The organism is Nocardiopsis sp. NPDC055824, assembly GCF_053616335.1.
This window is the reverse complement of record NZ_JBSHDN010000057.1, coordinates 18,774-33,436: the sequence shown is the minus strand read 5'-3', so window position 1 is coordinate 33,436 and position 14,663 is coordinate 18,774. Positions and strand designations below refer to the sequence as shown.

The 14,663-nt window shown below is 73.6% G+C and carries 12 protein-coding genes; 6 read left to right on the top strand and 6 right to left on the bottom strand.

From position 1 onward, the window contains the following. Positions 1–31: 31 nt before the first annotated feature. Positions 32–391, bottom strand: a complete 360-nt coding sequence (locus tag ACWGL3_RS14325) for an STAS domain-containing protein (RefSeq protein WP_267944557.1) — start codon at positions 389–391, stop codon at positions 32–34. Between the two features lie 451 nt (positions 392–842). Between ACWGL3_RS14325 and ACWGL3_RS14320 the strand changes: the two genes are divergently transcribed. The 5 genes from ACWGL3_RS14320 (at position 843) to ACWGL3_RS14300 (ending at position 5,150) form a co-directional block, all read left to right on the top strand. Then, the gene (locus ACWGL3_RS14320; RefSeq protein WP_267944558.1) at positions 843–1,379 is read left to right on the top strand and encodes an NUDIX hydrolase family protein; all 537 of its coding nucleotides are present in this window, start codon (positions 843–845) and stop codon (positions 1,377–1,379) included. Positions 1,380–1,521: 142 nt separating this feature from the next. Continuing rightward, entirely contained in the window at positions 1,522–2,205 is a 684-nt protein-coding gene (locus ACWGL3_RS14315) for a hypothetical protein (RefSeq protein WP_452461372.1), read from the top strand. Further along, on the top strand, positions 2,168–2,785 hold the full coding sequence (locus ACWGL3_RS14310; protein ID WP_267944560.1) for a TetR/AcrR family transcriptional regulator: 618 nt from the start codon (positions 2,168–2,170) through the stop codon (positions 2,783–2,785). Before ACWGL3_RS14315 ends, ACWGL3_RS14310 begins: the two co-directional genes overlap by 38 nt. 61 nt (positions 2,786–2,846) lie before the next feature. Next, positions 2,847–3,503, top strand: a complete 657-nt coding sequence (locus ACWGL3_RS14305) for a nucleoside/nucleotide kinase family protein (RefSeq protein ID WP_267944561.1) — start codon at positions 2,847–2,849, stop codon at positions 3,501–3,503. Positions 3,504–3,812: 309 nt separating this feature from the next. Next, positions 3,813–5,150: an MFS transporter gene (locus ACWGL3_RS14300; RefSeq protein WP_267944562.1), complete on the top strand. Its 1,338-nt coding sequence runs from the start codon at positions 3,813–3,815 to the stop codon at positions 5,148–5,150. A gap of 61 nt (positions 5,151–5,211) precedes the next feature. Here the strand turns inward: ACWGL3_RS14300 and ACWGL3_RS14295 are convergent, their stop codons facing one another. After that, the gene (locus ACWGL3_RS14295; protein ID WP_267944563.1) at positions 5,212–5,835 is read right to left on the bottom strand and encodes an HAD-IA family hydrolase; all 624 of its coding nucleotides are present in this window, start codon (positions 5,833–5,835) and stop codon (positions 5,212–5,214) included. A 203-nt stretch (positions 5,836–6,038) separates the two neighbouring features. Between ACWGL3_RS14295 and ACWGL3_RS14290 the strand changes: the two genes are divergently transcribed. Then, positions 6,039–9,287 carry an NACHT domain-containing protein gene (locus ACWGL3_RS14290; RefSeq protein WP_452461371.1) on the top strand — a complete coding sequence of 1,083 codons (3,249 nt, stop codon included), beginning with the start codon at positions 6,039–6,041 and terminating at the stop codon, positions 9,285–9,287. A gap of 71 nt (positions 9,288–9,358) precedes the next feature. Here the strand turns inward: ACWGL3_RS14290 and fahA are convergent, their stop codons facing one another. The 4 genes from fahA to ACWGL3_RS14270 form a co-directional block, all read right to left on the bottom strand. After that, on the bottom strand, positions 9,359–10,573 hold the full coding sequence (fahA, locus tag ACWGL3_RS14285; protein WP_267944565.1) for a fumarylacetoacetase: 1,215 nt from the start codon (positions 10,571–10,573) through the stop codon (positions 9,359–9,361). A gap of 78 nt (positions 10,574–10,651) precedes the next feature. Beyond that, entirely contained in the window at positions 10,652–11,521 is an 870-nt protein-coding gene (locus tag ACWGL3_RS14280) for a hypothetical protein (protein ID WP_267944566.1), read from the bottom strand. Beyond that, the gene (locus tag ACWGL3_RS14275; RefSeq protein WP_267944567.1) at positions 11,518–12,726 is read right to left on the bottom strand and encodes a homogentisate 1,2-dioxygenase; all 1,209 of its coding nucleotides are present in this window, start codon (positions 12,724–12,726) and stop codon (positions 11,518–11,520) included. The genes ACWGL3_RS14280 and ACWGL3_RS14275 overlap by 4 nt, the downstream gene beginning before the upstream one ends. A gap of 143 nt (positions 12,727–12,869) precedes the next feature. Beyond that, entirely contained in the window at positions 12,870–14,567 is a 1,698-nt protein-coding gene (locus tag ACWGL3_RS14270; RefSeq protein WP_352985284.1) for an FAD-dependent monooxygenase, read from the bottom strand. Between the last annotated feature and the right edge of the window lie 96 nt (positions 14,568–14,663).

Here is a 14,663-nt window from a genome sequence, read left to right as displayed (position 1 = left end):
CCTGGTGCGGGGGCCCGGGGCCGGCGTCGGCTCACGGTCCGCCGGGGACCGTGTCGCCGATCGGGTCGCCGTTGACCCGCAGTCCGCTGGTGTGGGTCAGTGCCATCTCCAGGATCGGGTAGATCTCGAACAGGCGCCCCATGCCGAGTGCGTCGAGCACGCGCGCGGCGATGGGCGCGGGTTCGGCGAGCACCACGTGGCGCCCCTCAGCGGTGAGGGTCCTGAAGACCGACACGAGGGCGCTCACCCCGCTCGCGTCGAAGAAGTCGAGCCCCGACATGTCCACGACCAGGCAGTCGCACCGTGAGGCGTGCGCGGCCTGGAGCAGCCGATCGCGCATGCGGTCGGCGGTGGCGAGGTCCACCTCGCCGTGGACGGGCACGACCGTCACACCTGTACAGCGGAAACGCTCCTGGGCAGAGAACCGGGCATCCATCACCACTCGGGCCACCTCTCACCGGACGTAACCTTTCCACTACGCAACCGCGTACGAGATCGTAGCCTCTACAGAGAACCCCTGGGAGGCTTTCCGTGAGAAAAACCCGCGAAATCTCGCTGATATGGCCACCCGGTCAGGTTGGTGTCACCCTGTCCGGGGATGCCGGGACACACGGCTGCGGGTCCGCGGCTCCGGACCCCTCCTCATCTCTCTCGGACACTCCCGAACCCCCGGCCGCGCCGTGCTTTACGGTCGTGAATGCGGTAGAAGCAGTACATGTGACACCCGCAGGTGTCCGCGCCTCCGGGCCGGACCCCCGGGCCGACCTCAGGGACAGCAAGACGAAGGGAGGGAGCGGTGACCGCGTCCGGCCGTCAGACCGGGGGCACCCACCGCGCACCCGATGACCGAAACCGCCGACACACAGCCCGGCTGGCTCGCCCCCGAGGAACTGGAGAGCGTCCGGGGCCGGATGCCCGTCCTCTACGTCCAGGCGGTACCCGTCCGGGTGGACGAGGCGGGGCAGGTGACCCACATCGGCCTGCTCCTGCGCGCCACCCCGGACGGCAGTTTCCAGCGCTCGGTGGTCTCGGGCCGCGTGCTCTACCACGAGCGGGTGCGCGACGCCCTGCTCCGTCACCTGGAGAAGGACCTGGGCCCGGTGGCCCTGCCGCGCATCCCCGGCTCCCCGCAGCCGTTCACGGTCGCCGAGTACTTCCCCACCCCGGGCGTCACCCCGTTCCACGACGCCCGCCAGCACGCGGTGGCGCTGGCCTACATCGTCCCCGTCTCGGGCGACTGCCAGCCCCGCCAGGACGCGCTGGACCTGGTGTGGTTCACCCCGGAGGAGGCGGCCAGCCCGCAGCTGCGCGAGGAGATGACGGGCGGCCAGGGGGTGCTGCTGCGCCAGGCGCTGGCCTACGTGGGCCACGCGCCCTGAGACCCGCCGCGCGGGCCGCGGCGGCCCCGCACGACCGTTGAGGGGTCGGCACCGGAACTTCTCCGGCGCCGACCCCTTTTCCCGCCCCTGTTCCGTCCCTTATTATGACTGACCAGTCAGTCATTTAAGGAGCGGCGCCACCGTGAACCACACCCGCCCACCGGCCTCCGGTCCCGCCGCCGCGCGCGGACCGCGCACGGGCCCGCCCGCACCGCGCACCGGTCCCCTCGCGCACACCCTGCGCGGACTCGCCACGGTCCTGGTCGGCCCCGACCCCTCCCCCGGCGAGACCGCGGCCACCCTGGTCTCCGCCGCGGCGGGCACCGCACTCGCCGTCGGGGCCTGTCTGGCCGCGGGCCTGCCGGCCGCGGCGACCGCGGTCACCGGGGTCGTCGCCCTCGACTTCTTCGGCGGCGCCGCGGCCACCTCGACGGCGGCGGCCGAACGGCGCTACCACGCGCCGGGCCGCACCCTCCGCCACCATCTGGGGTTCGTGGCCCTCCACGTCCAGCCCTTCGCCCTGGCCCTGTTCGTGCCCGGCTTCGACTGGTGGACCGCCACCGCCCTGTACCTGCTCGCCCTGGGGAGCGCGGCGGCCGTGGGCCTGGCCCCGCTCCCCCTGCGCCCGCCCGTCGCGTTCTGCGCCACGGCGACCGGCTCCGCCGCCGCCCTGCTGCTCCTGCCGGTGCCCGACCCCCTGTCCTGGCTGGCCCCGGTCATGCTCGTCAAACTCCTCCTGGGCCATATGCTCCCCGGAGCGGCACGGGGAGCGGCGGAGAGGGGAGTCCATGGCACCGAAGAGGGTCGACCGGGAGGCGAGGCGTGAGGAGATCCTCTCGGCCGCCGTACGCGTGTTCGCGCGCCGGGGGTTCGCCGCCACGAGGATCGAGGACGTCGCCGCCGAGGCCGGTATCGCCAAGGGCAGTGTCTACCTCTCCTTCGGCAGCCGCGACGAACTGCTGGCCGCCGCGTTCGCGCGGTTGGCCGAGCGCTCCGCGGACGTGCTGGCACACGCCTCCGCGCAGGGGGCCCCGGCGGTCGAACGGCTCGCCTCACTCGTGCGGGCGGCCGTGGCCGTGCTCGCCGACGAACCCGACCTCACGCGCGTGATGGTCGACCTGTGGGCGGCCGGCCGCCACGGCGGGGCCGCCGCCCCCCTCGACATGGCCTCGGTCTACCGCGAGTACCGGGGCGCGGTCGCCGACCTCCTCCGCCGCGCGGCCGACGAGGGCGACCTGCGCCCCGGTGTCGGCGAACCCGAGGCCACCGTGGTGGTCGGAGCGATCGAGGGCTGCCTCGTCCAGTGGCTGATGGACCCCGGCGTACGGCTGGACGGGCTCGCCGGCACCGTGGTCGAGGTCTGCCTGTCGGGCCTGCGCGCCGAGGGCGGACCGACCGGGCCGTGACCGCCCTCCGGCGGGCCCGGGGGGAGGACGCGGGGAGCCCCCGGCGCATAAGCTCGGACCCATGCCCGAACCGCTTGTCCCCGACGCCCTCGCCCTGGCCCGGGAGGCCGCCGGGAGCGGGGCCCGCAGGGCCGTGCTCGGCCTGACCGGCCCTCCCGCCGCGGGGAAGTCGACCCTCGCCCGCCACCTGGTGGCCGAGGTCTGCCGGGTGCTGGGGCCCGGGGCCGCCGGCTACCTGCCCATGGACGGCTTCCACCTGTCCAACGCCCAGCTCGACCGGCTGGGCAGGCTCGACCGCAAGGGCGCGCCGGACACCTTCGACGCGCACGGGTACGCGGCGCTCGTACGCCGCCTGCTGACCGAGGCGGACCACCCCGTCTACGTCCCCGACTACGACCGGACCCTGCACGAGCCGGTGGCGGCGCGGCACGTGATCGATCCGCACACGCGGCTGGTCGTGACCGAGGGCAACTACCTCGCGAGCGACGACGAGCCCTGGGCGGGGCTGCGGGGCCTGTTCGCCGGGCTCTGGTACGTGGAGGCCGACGACGGGCTGCGGGAGCGCAGGCTGCACCGGCGGCAGGTGTCGGGCGGGGCGAGCGAGGAGGCGGCCCGGGACTGGGTGGAGCGCAGCGACCGCCCCAACGGCGAGCTTGTCAAACGGTTCCGTGCGAACTGCACCCGGGTGGTGACGACGGGGACCGTGCCCCGGAGATGAGTCCGGCCCCTCCGCCCGGGGCGTCCGCGGGAAGGGGCCGGGGCCGCGGGAGCGCCCCGACCCGGCACCGTGCCCCCGGCGCTCCCCGGCCCGCCGCGCGCGTCCCGGGGCCGCACCCGCCCCGCGTGACGGGTCTCACGCCCAGGGACGGGAACGCCTGGAACGAACGGCTTCCCCGCGTTCCGCCCGGGGGACACCAGACGGACACGAGCACCCCAGGCGTCCATATAGCGAGACAAATGTTTCACATAGTGTCCACCGGGGCTAGCATCCAGCCATCATCACAGCACTGACCTGGAAAGAAGTCCCATGACGGACGTCGCCCCACGCTCACCGGATGTGGCAGAGCCACCGACCAACCCCAGGCGCAAGGTCCTCACGGCCAGCCTCGTGGGCACGTCCATCGAGTTCTACGACTTCTACATCTACGCCACCGCCGCGGTCCTGGTCTTCCCGCTGCTGTTCTTCCCCGAGGGCGACATGCTGGCGGCGCGGCTCCAGTCGCTCGCCACCTTCGCGATCGCGTTCGTCGCCCGCCCCATCGGCTCCTGGGTGTTCGGGCACTTCGGCGACCGGATCGGCCGCAAGGCCACGCTGGTGGCCTCCCTGCTCACCATGGGCATCGCGACCGTCGGCATCGGCGTGCTGCCGACCTACGCGCAGGTGGGCGTCCTCGCCCCCGTCCTGCTGGCGGTCTGCCGGTTCGGCCAGGGCCTCGGCCTGGGCGGCGAATGGGGCGGCGCGGCGCTGCTGGCGACCGAGAACGCCCCCGCCGGGAAGCGCGGCTTCTACGGCACGTTCCCGCAGCTGGGCGCCCCGATCGGGTTCTTCCTCGCCAACGGCGTGTTCCTGGCCCTGACCCAGACCATGAGCGACGAAACGTTCCTGGCCTGGGGCTGGCGGGTGCCGTTCCTGCTCTCGACCCTGCTGATCGTCGTCGGCCTCTGGGTCCGGCTGACCCTGCACGAGACCCCCGCGTTCGCCAAGGTCGTCGCCTCCGGGGAGCGGGTCAAGACCCCCATGGTCGAGGTGTTCCGCACCAGCTGGCGCGCGGTCGTCCTGGGGACCCTGATCATGGTCGCGACCTACGTGCTGTTCTACCTGATGACCGTGTTCTCGCTGGGCTTCGGCACCGACCCCGTGGACGGCCTGGGCTACGAGCGCTCACAGTTCCTGGTCTTCCTGATGATCGGCGTGGTGTTCTTCGCCCTGTTCACCCCGGTCTCGGGCCTCCTCGCGGACCGGTTCGGCCGCAAGCCCACCCTGATCGCGGTCACCGTCGCGATCATCGCCTTCGGCGTCGCGATGGGGCCGATGATGGCCGGCGGGGGCACGGTCGGGGTCATGGCCTTCCTGATCATCGGCCTGTCCCTGATGGGCCTGACCTTCGGCCCCATGGCAGCGGTCCTGCCGGAGCTGTTCCCGACCAACGTCCGCTACACCGGCGCCTCGGTCGCGTACAACCTGGCGGGCCTGCTCGGGGCCTCGTTCGCCCCCTACATCGCGACCTGGCTCGCGGGCACCTTCGGTCTGGCGTGGGTCGGCGGCTACCTGGTGCTCGTCAGTGTGATCACCCTCGTGGCCCTGCTGATCAGCCGCGAGACCCGGGACGACGACCTGGACGCCATCCCCGCCCGGGCGCGGTAGGACCCCAGCCCCTCCGACGGGCCGGCCGGCTGGAGCCGGCCGGCCCGTCCTCGTACGGGCGCTACGCGGCCAGGACCTCCGCGAGCAGGTCGCGGGATGTGAAGACGTGGCCGCGCATGCCGACCCCCTCCGCCGCGCGGATGTTGTCCTCCCGGTCGTCCACGAAGAGGATGCGCTCCGCGTCCGCTCCCAGCGCGTCCCGGCACCAGAGGTAGGCACCCTCCTCGGGCTTGGCGTGGCCGATGCGGCAGGAGAGGCCACGGACCCGGAAGCGGTCGAACCAGGGATGCTCGGCCTCGTAGTGGGCGGCCAGCTCCTCCGGGATGTTGGAGAGCAGGGCGACGGTCCGCCCCGCGTCCGCCAGCTCCGCGACCAGCGAGACCATGGCGGCGTCGACGGCGCTCCAGCTGGCGATGTCGGCCTCCACCAGGTCCGCGACCCGGCGGTCGTCGAAGCGGGCGCCCAGGGCCCGGCCCATCCTGTCCCAGTAGCCGGGGCCGTCCACATCGCCCCGGTCGTAGTCGGGGCGCAGGTCCCAGTACGCCTTCCAGAAGGCGGGCGCCGGCGCGTCCGCGACTCTCACCAACCGGTCCCTGCCCTCCTCGGACTGGTGGCACGCGATGACGCCGAAGAGGTCGAAGAGCACGATGTCGGGGGTCTGCCCGGGATGTTCGGAATGCACCATGCCGCCAGTGAACCCGACGGAGCTGCGCCCGGGCAAAGCGCCCCCGGGGCCCGCCCGCGGTCACGGCGGGCGCAGCCTCCGCACGCCGCCGGGCACGGCCGCGGGACCGCACCTGGCCGCTTCCGGTCGCGTCTGCGCGCCCCCTGGACGGCCTCTTCGCCGTAGGCTCTGGCGCACCCACCCCCTTCCGCCCCGGGAGCCCCGTGTACGACGCAGCCCTCAAACTCGGTGCGGCCGTGGTCAAGGCCGCCTGCGGCCTCTGGCTCGGCAACCCCCTGGCGCAGAGCGCCGCCACGACCGTGGTCGACCTCGTCCAGGCCAAGGTCGCAGGCAAACGGGACCGGCGCAGGCTGGAGCGCCGGTTCGCCGAGATCGAGGAGAGCATCGCCGACCGCGTGGTCGGACAGCTCGAGCACGAGTTCCACGGGCTGGACGACAACGAACGCGAGGCGGCGGTGCTCGCCGTGGCCGACGCGTTCGAGCGCGCGGGGCTCACCGACCGCACCCTGTTCGAGCAGGACCTGGACCCGCTCCACCTGGAGCGGTACGTCCGGGAGCGCAGCCCCGGCGCCACCCGCGACCTGGGCGGCCCGGCCGTCGCCCTGTACGACCGGGTGCTCCCCGAAGCCTGCGCGTACGCCCTGGCCACCGCCTCCGCCCTGCCGCGCTTCCAGGCGGGGGCCTTCACCGAGCTGCTGCGCCGCGAGTCCCTGGTCCTCGAGCACCTGGAGGAGGTCCTGGACCGCCTTCCCGGGCGGGCCGAGGGGCGGACCGAGGACCCCGGGACGGCGTTCACCACCGCCTACCTGCGCAAGGCGGCACAGCGCTGGGACGTGCTCGAGCTGTTCGGCGCCGACGTCGGCACCCGCAGCTACCCGCTGTCCCTGGCGTACCTGAGCCTGCGCGTGTCACGGGAGCCGGGGCATCCACAGCCCGGTGACCGGTACGAGACGGGGGACAGCAGCGTCGAACAGGTCCTGGCCGCCCATCCGCGCACGTTCCTGCGCGGCCCGGCGGGATCGGGCAAGACCACGCTCCTGCGCTGGGTCGGGGTCAGGGCGAGCAGGGGCGACTTCCCGGAGGAGATGGCTTCCTGGAACGGGCTCGTGCCCTTCCTCGTGCCCCTGCGCGAGTACGTCGGGCGCGATCTGCCCGAGCCCGCGGAGTTCGTCCGCCACACGGGACGGCACCTCGCCGACCGGGTCCCCCCGGGATGGGTCACCGGTCTGCTGGCCGAGGGGCGGGCCGTGGTCCTGGTGGACGGGGTGGACGAGCTCCCGCGAGGGCAGCGGGAGTCCGCGCGGCGCTGGCTGCGGGACCTCCTGACGGACTTCCCGTCGTGCCGGTACGTGGTCACGGCACGGCCCGGGGCAGCCGGGGCGCGGTGGCTGGACGCCGAGGGCTTCGCCGGCGCCGACCTCCAGCCGCTCGGGGACGGGGACGTACGGGCGTTCGTCCACCACTGGCACGAGGCGGTACGCAGCGGGACCGCCGACGCGGACGAGCGCGCACTGCTCACCCGCCACGAGCACGAACTCGGCCGGAAGGTCACGGGGCAGCGGCACCTTCGCGCCATCGCGTCCACCCCCTTGCTCTGCGCCCTCCTGTGCGCCCTGTACCGGGACAGGCGCACGGTGCTGCCCCGGGACCGGATGGAGGTGTACGAGGCCGCGCTCGCCATGCTCCTCAAGGACCGCGACCAGCAGCGCGGCATCGAGGGCGTGGACCTGTCCCGCCGGGAACTGGTCCTGCTGCTCCAGGAACTCGCCCGGTGGCTGGTCGTCAACGGCAGCTCCGACGCACCCGTCGAGACCGCGCGGCGCCAGGTGGCCCGGTCGCTCGCCTCGATGCACCGCGTCGAGCAGGCGCCGGAGGAGGTCTACACCCACCTGGTGGTGCGCAGCGGCCTGCTGCACACACCCACCGCCGACCGGGTGAGCTTCCTGCACCGCACGTTCGAGGAGTACCTGGCCGCCAAGGCGCTGGTGGAGGAGGACAGCTTCCCGCTGCTGGTGCGCAACGCCCACGACGACCAGTGGCACGAGGTGGTGGTGATGGCGGCCGGCCACGCCACCCCCGCCCAGCGGGAGGAGCTGATCCGGGGGCTCCTCGACCGCTCCGACCGGGTCCGCGCCCACCGGGACCGGCTGCTGATCGTGGCGTTCGCCTGCCTGGAGACGTCGCCGCAGCTGTCGAGGGTCCTGGGCGAGGAGATCCGGGAAAGGGTCAGGGGGATCCTGCCGCCGCGCACGCACGCCCATGTGCACGCCCTGTCACTGCTCGGCGAGTTCGCCCTGCCCCTCCTCCGGGAGATCCCGCCCGCCAACGCCCGGCAGGCGGAGAAGGTGATCGAAGCTGCCTCGGCCATCGGCGGGCCGGATACCGTGCCGGTCATCGGGAGGGCGCTCGACTTCGGCTCGGAACGGGTCTTCGTCGCCGCGCTGAGGGCATGGTGGGAAAACCAGACCAAGGAGCTGGCGGACGTGTTCCTGTCACAGGCCGGAGCTCGTCGAGAGAACTACTACATTCCCGTCCCGGCGGACGATATCGATCTCCTCGTCCGCCATCTCCCCGAACGCGCCCGGGTCTGCATCCAGGGACGTACCGGGGACGGGATCGGCGGTATCGTCCGGCTCCCCCATACGACCAGCGTGGAACTGCGCGGTCGGGACCACCACGAATGGCACGGCATCGACCTCGCGCCACTCCGGGAACTCCCCGCGCTGAGAAGCCTCGGCATGGACGGCGTCACCTCCGCCCGGTCGGTCGCCCCCCTGGCCCGGACGCCCCTCGCAGGGCTCTCGCTCAGCCATCCCGACCGCACCCGCGACCTGGAGCTGCTGCGCGACTCCGAGTCATTGACCCATCTGGAGTTCGGGCTCGCCCTGCCCGCCCTTCCGCTCAGCGAGATCAGCCCGCCCGGTGTGACATCGTTCTCCTGCGCGAACATGAGGTTGGGCGATCTGTCCTACCTGGCCGGCGCGCCGGGGACGCTCACGAAGGTCGGTGTCAGGGACTGCTCCGGCTTCCAGAGCCTCGACGGTCTGGAGAGCCAGAAAGAGTCACTCACGCAGTTCGTCTACCGCGCACAGGAGAACGCGCAGGACCTGGATCTGAGCGATCTGGTCCGCTTCGAGAACCTCACGCACCTGCGCCTGGATGTGCGGACCGCGACGGAGAACCAGAGGTGGATCAGCAAGATCCCCCGCCTGAAGTTCCTCTCCCTGAACTTCCGCGACTCACCCGCTGTGGCTCCGTCCTGGGTCCGGGACATCCCCGGATTGCACACCCTGAGCCTCCCGTGCCCAGGCTCCCTGGACATTCGGCCCCTCGCCGGAGCGCGCGGCCTCACCGTCAGGGCCTTCTCCCGGACCCGGGTGATCGGAGCGGATCTCCTCGGGGAGGGGTCGTCCCTGCGATGGGGTTTTCCCGACTCGTCATCCCCCTGGTAGGGACGACAGGCACGGGGCGGCCCACGCGAACGGCCGCGCCGACCCCTGGTCGGCGCGGCCGCGGCTCCCGCCTACCTGGCGGGGAGGATCCGGCCTGCCACCTCGCCGAAGTGCACCACCGTCCCGCCCGGCCCCGGCGCGGTCGCGGTGATGACCACCTCGTCGCCGTCCTCCAGGAAGGCGCGCTCGGTGCCGTCGGGCAGGCGCAGCGGCTCCTTGCCGCTCCAGGTCAGCTCCAGGAGGGAGCCGCGCTGGTCCGGCTCCGGGCCGCTGACTGTTCCGGAGGCGAAGACGTCCCCGGTGCGCAGGGAGGCCCCGTTGACGGTCATGTGGGCGAGCTGCTGCGCGGCGGTCCAGTACATCTGGTCGAAGGGCGGGTTCGACACCACGTGACCGTTGAGCCGTACCTCCAGGCGCAGGTCCAGACCCCAGGGCCGTGTGCCCCGCAGGTAGGGCAGCGGCTCGGGGTCCTGGGCGGGCTGCTCGACCCGGGCTGCCTCCAGGGCGGCGACGGGCACGACCCAGGGGGAGACGGAGGTGGCGAAGGACTTGCCCAGGAACGGGCCCAGCGGCACGTACTCCCAGGCCTGGAGGTCCCGGGAGGACCAGTCGTTGAGCAGGAAGACCCCGAACACGTGGTCGGCGAAGGAGTCCACCGGCACGCTCTCGCCCATCGGGCTGGGCGTGCCCACGACGAACCCGACCTCGGCCTCGATGTCCAGGCGCACGGACGGCCCGAACACCGGTGCCGGCTCGGTCGGCGGTTTGCGCTGGCCGGTGGGGCGCACGATGTCGGTGCCCGACACCACGATGGTCCCCGAGCGGCCGTGGTAGCCGATCGGGAGGTGCTTCCAGTTCGGGGTGAGGGGCTCCTGGTCGGGGCGGAAGATCCGGCCGACGTTGGTGGCGTGGTGCTCCGAGGCGTAGAAGTCCACGTAGTCGGCCACGGTGAACGGCAGGTGCAGGCGCACCGACGACCGGTCCACCAGGTGCGGGCGGACGGCGTCGGCGTGGACGGGGTCGGTCAGCCACGCAGTGAGGGCGGTCCGCACCTGGTCCCACACGGGGCGTCCGGCCGCCAGCAGGGCGTCCAGGCCGGGCCCGGCGACGGTGTCCGCGAACGGGGCGCCCAGTGCGCGGGCCGTGCCGCCGAGGTCCAGGACGTGTTCCCCGATGGCCACGCCCACGCGCCGCCCGGGGTCGGAGGCGGTGCTGAACACCCCGTAGGGCAGGGTGGCCGGGCCGAAGTGCGCGTCCGGGTCGAGGTCGAGCCAGCTGTCGGGCATGAGAGGTGCTTTCTGGGAGTGGGCGTTCGGTGGTCCGGGGTCCGGGGCGGTCCGGCCGGGGAGCCGCCCCGGAGCCGGTCAGTGGTGCAGGGCCCGCCGGGGACGGGGTGCGGGCAGGGCTCCGAGGACGACCAGGTCCTCCAGCGGCTCGGTGACGCTGCACGTGCCGAAGGACCGGAAGCGTCCCCGCACCTCCTCCGCCCCGCCGTCGGTGAGCCCGGCGGCGAGGCCGGCCACGGTCGTGCCGTCCCGTTCGGCCAGGATCCGGGCTGCGTCGCCGGAACCACCGCCGTCGAGGAGGGCGCCGGTCGCGAGGAGCACGTTGAGGAACCCGTGCTGCTCGAACCCCTCCCGGGTCGTGTGGCGGACCGCGTGGTGGAGCCCGGCGGTGCACTTGAACGGCAGGCCCAGTGCGACGGCCGCGTGCAGGAGCTCCGCGAGCTCGTCCTCGCCGGGGTGTGCCTCCGGGGTGAGTCCTCCGGTGCGGAACTTGGTGCTGTGGCCGCTGCCGGCCAGTGCCTCCAGGTCCTCGCGCACGCCTGCCCCGCGGGAGACCTCCACGAAGCCCTCGGCGCCCCCCGGCAGGTGGGAGTCCAGCGCCCCGGCCGCCTCCCGGGCGCCGCCGGGCGCCGCCGCGACCTCGACACCGGCCAGGCGCAGGGCCGGGTCGGCGAGGACCGCGTCGACGGCCGCCCCCACCGCGCCCGCGCCGCCGGGGACGGTGACGGCCACCGCCAGGGGGGCGCGGCCGTCGTCCTCCGGCTCCCTGCCCAGGACGGCGCGCAGCTCGGCCACGCGCGCGTCGGCGACCAGGAAGGGGCCCACGTACCCGGCCCGGGGGCCCGCCAGGTGGGCCCGGTGGGCGGGCAGTGCCTCGCCCATCGGCGCGTTGCCCGGCGGGAACAGGGCCGCGTCGTCGAACAGCTTCCGGTAGAGGGCGCCGCTCACGACCGGTCCCCCCTTCCCCCGGCCCAGGTCCACGCGTATCCGCCGTCGTCGCTCGCGACGCCGCCCTCCCCGAGGTCGAGCGGGCGGAAGGTGTCCACCATGACGGCGAGCTCGTCGAAGGACTCGGCGCCGATGCTGCGCTCGTAGGCGCCGGGCTGCGGCCCGTGGGAGTGGCCGCCGGGGTGCAGGGAGACGGAGCCCTGGCCGATACCGGAGCCCTTGCGGGCCTCGTAGTCGCCGCCGCAGTAGAACATGACCTCGTCGGAGTCCACGTTCGAGTGGTAGTAGGGCACCGGGATGGCGCCGGGGTGGTAGTCCACCTTGCGGGGGACGAAGTTGCAGATGACGAAGTTGTGGCCCTCGAACACCTGGTGGACGGGCGGCGGCTGGTGGACGCGGCCGGTGATGGGCTGGAAGTCGGCGATGTTGAAGGCGTACGGGTACAGGCAGCCGTCCCAGCCGACGACGTCGAACGGGTGCTGGGGGTAGGTGTACCGGGTGCCGGAGATCCCGCCGGGGCCGTTGCCCCGGTGCTTGATGAGTACGTCGACGTCCTCGCCCTCGGCCAGCAGCGGCTCGGAGGGGCCGCGCAGGTCGCGTTCGCAGTAGGGGGAGTGCTCCAGGAGCTGGCCGTACCTGGACAGGTAGCGCTTGGGCGGGGCGATGTGGCTGTTGGCCTCCACCACGTACGCGCGGAGCGGCTCCTCGCCGGTGGGCACCCAGCGGTGGGTGGTCGCGCGCGGCAGGATGACGTAGTCGCCCTGACCGACCTCCAGGAGGCCGAACACGGTCTCCACCCGGGCGCTGCCGGACTCCACGTACACGCACTCGTCGCCGATGCCGTTGCGGTACAGCTCGGAGGGGGCGCCCGCGACCACGTAGGAGATGCGCACGTCGTCGTTGCCCAGGACGAGGCGGCGCGACTCGACGACGTCGGCGGCCTTCCAGTCCTCGCCGGTGAACAGGTCGTGTAGGCGGAGGTGGCGCGGGACCATCGGCGCGTTGCGGGTGCGGGTCTGGGCGGGCACCTCCCATTCGGCCGCGGCGACGATGGCCGAGGGGATGGCGCGGTGGTAGAGGAGCGAGGAGTCGGAGGAGAACCCCTCCTCCCCCATCAGCTCCTCGTAGTACAGCCCGCCTTCGGGGTTGCGGTGCTGGGTGTGGCGGGTGCGGGGCACCTCGCCGATCCGTCGGTAGTGGGCCATGGCGGTTCTCTCCTCACCGTGGGCTGGTCCGGGCCGACCGTGGTCGTACCCGTGCTGGGCTGTCGTGGTTCGGGTTCCTGGTCCGGTGCGGACGGCGGCCCGGCCCGCCCGGGGGCGGGCACGGAACCGGGGCCGGCGGAGGGTCAGGCGGTCGGGGCCGACCGCTCGGGGCGGGCGGTCGCCGCGGGGGACGCGGGGGCCTCCGCCGCGGCGAGGCCGAGGCAGGTGCGGACGGCGGTGCGGACGGCGCCGTGGTCCGCTCCGGGGACGACGGCGGCGACATGGGCGTCGGGGCGCACCAGCCACACCTGTCCGGGTTCGGGCTCCAGCGCGGCGGCGAGCGCGCCCGTGGTGTCGATCCCGTCGAGGTAGAGGGCGGTGACGGGGGCCCGGGTCGCCTCCTGCGCGGCGCTGCGCGCGCCGTCCAGGAAGGAGGCCGGGTCGAGGCCGGCGGGGGCGGCGCCCAGGAGGAGGGTGAGCCCCTCGCGCAGCAGCGGCCGGATCCGCTCCGCCGCGCCGGGAACGGTGACCGGGGCGTCGGGAAGGATCACACCGGGGCACGGGGAGGGGGTCGCGCCCCTCGGCGGCCGTCCGCCGAAGGGGCGTTCGGGGCAGGGGGTGGTCAGGGACGACTCCGTGTACCAGAAGGGTTCGGCGAGGCGGCCGGAGTCGACCAGGGCCCGGGCGGAGTCGTCCGTGAGGGCCCGTTCGAGCACGCCGACGCGGGTGCTGTGCTCCTCGTCCCCGTGGGGGACGAGGAAGCGCATGGTCGCACCGGTGACCTCGGCGTTCTCCCGCGCCGCGGCGTGGCGTTCGGCGTGGTAGCTCTCCAGGAGGTCCTCCCCCGCCCATCCGGCGAGGACGTAGGCGAGCTTCCAGGCGGCGTTCTCGGCGTCCTGGACCCCGGAGTTGAGCCCGCGGGCGCCGAAGGGCGCGACCAGGTGGGCGTTGTCGCCGAGGAGCAGGACGCGTCCCTCGCGCATGCGCTCGACGACGCGGGTGTGGAACCGGTACACCGAGTGCCAGACGATCTCGTAGGGCGTGTCCCCGACGATCTGGCGGATGCGCGCGTCCAGGCGCCCGTCCGACTCCTCCGCCTCCAGGTCGAAGTCGGCCGGGACCTGCCAGTCGATGCGGTACACCGAGTCCGGGCAGGGATGGATGAGGACCTGTCGGCCCGGGTTCCATGCGGGGTCGAAGTAGAAGCGGCGTTCGCGCTCCCACCCGGGGAGGTCGGCGCGGATGTCGCAGATGAGGAAGCGGTCCTCGAAGGTGGTCCCGTCGAAGGACAGCCCGAGCGCGTCGCGGACCACGCCGCCGTGGGCGCCCAGGCAGGAGAGCGCGTGGGAGCCGCGCAGCAGGACGGGCCCCCCGGGGGTGTCGCACTCGACGGTGACGCCGCGCGCGTCCTGGGCGATGCCGGTGACCCGGTGGTTCCACCGGGTCCGCACCCCCGCCGCGGCCAGGCGCTCGTCCAGGACCTCCTCGGTGCGGGACTGGGAGATGTTGACGAACGGGGGCAGGGGCGAGGCCCCCGGGTCGGCGAGGTGGACGCTGAACAGCTCGTTCTCGCGGTAGAAGGTACGGGCCGTGTCCCAGGTGACACCCTCCTCCACGAGGCCGCCCGCGCCCAGCCAGTCCCAGACGTCGAGGACGTCGCGCTGCTGGCAGATGGCCTTGGAGCCCACGGCGTCCCGCTCGGGGCGTCCGTCCAGGAGCTGGACGGGGACGCCGCGCCGGGCGAGCAGCAGGGCGGCCGTCTGGCCGACCGGTCCCGCTCCGAGCACCAGGACGGGGTCGGCGCCGGGGTCGGCGGGGGTGCGTGGAGCGGGGGGTCGCATGTCGGGCTCCGTTCGGTCTGGGCGCCCGGCGGGGCGCGGAGTGGAGTGGATGGGAGGCGGTCGGCGCCGGACCCGTGCCGGACGGGTCAGGCCGGA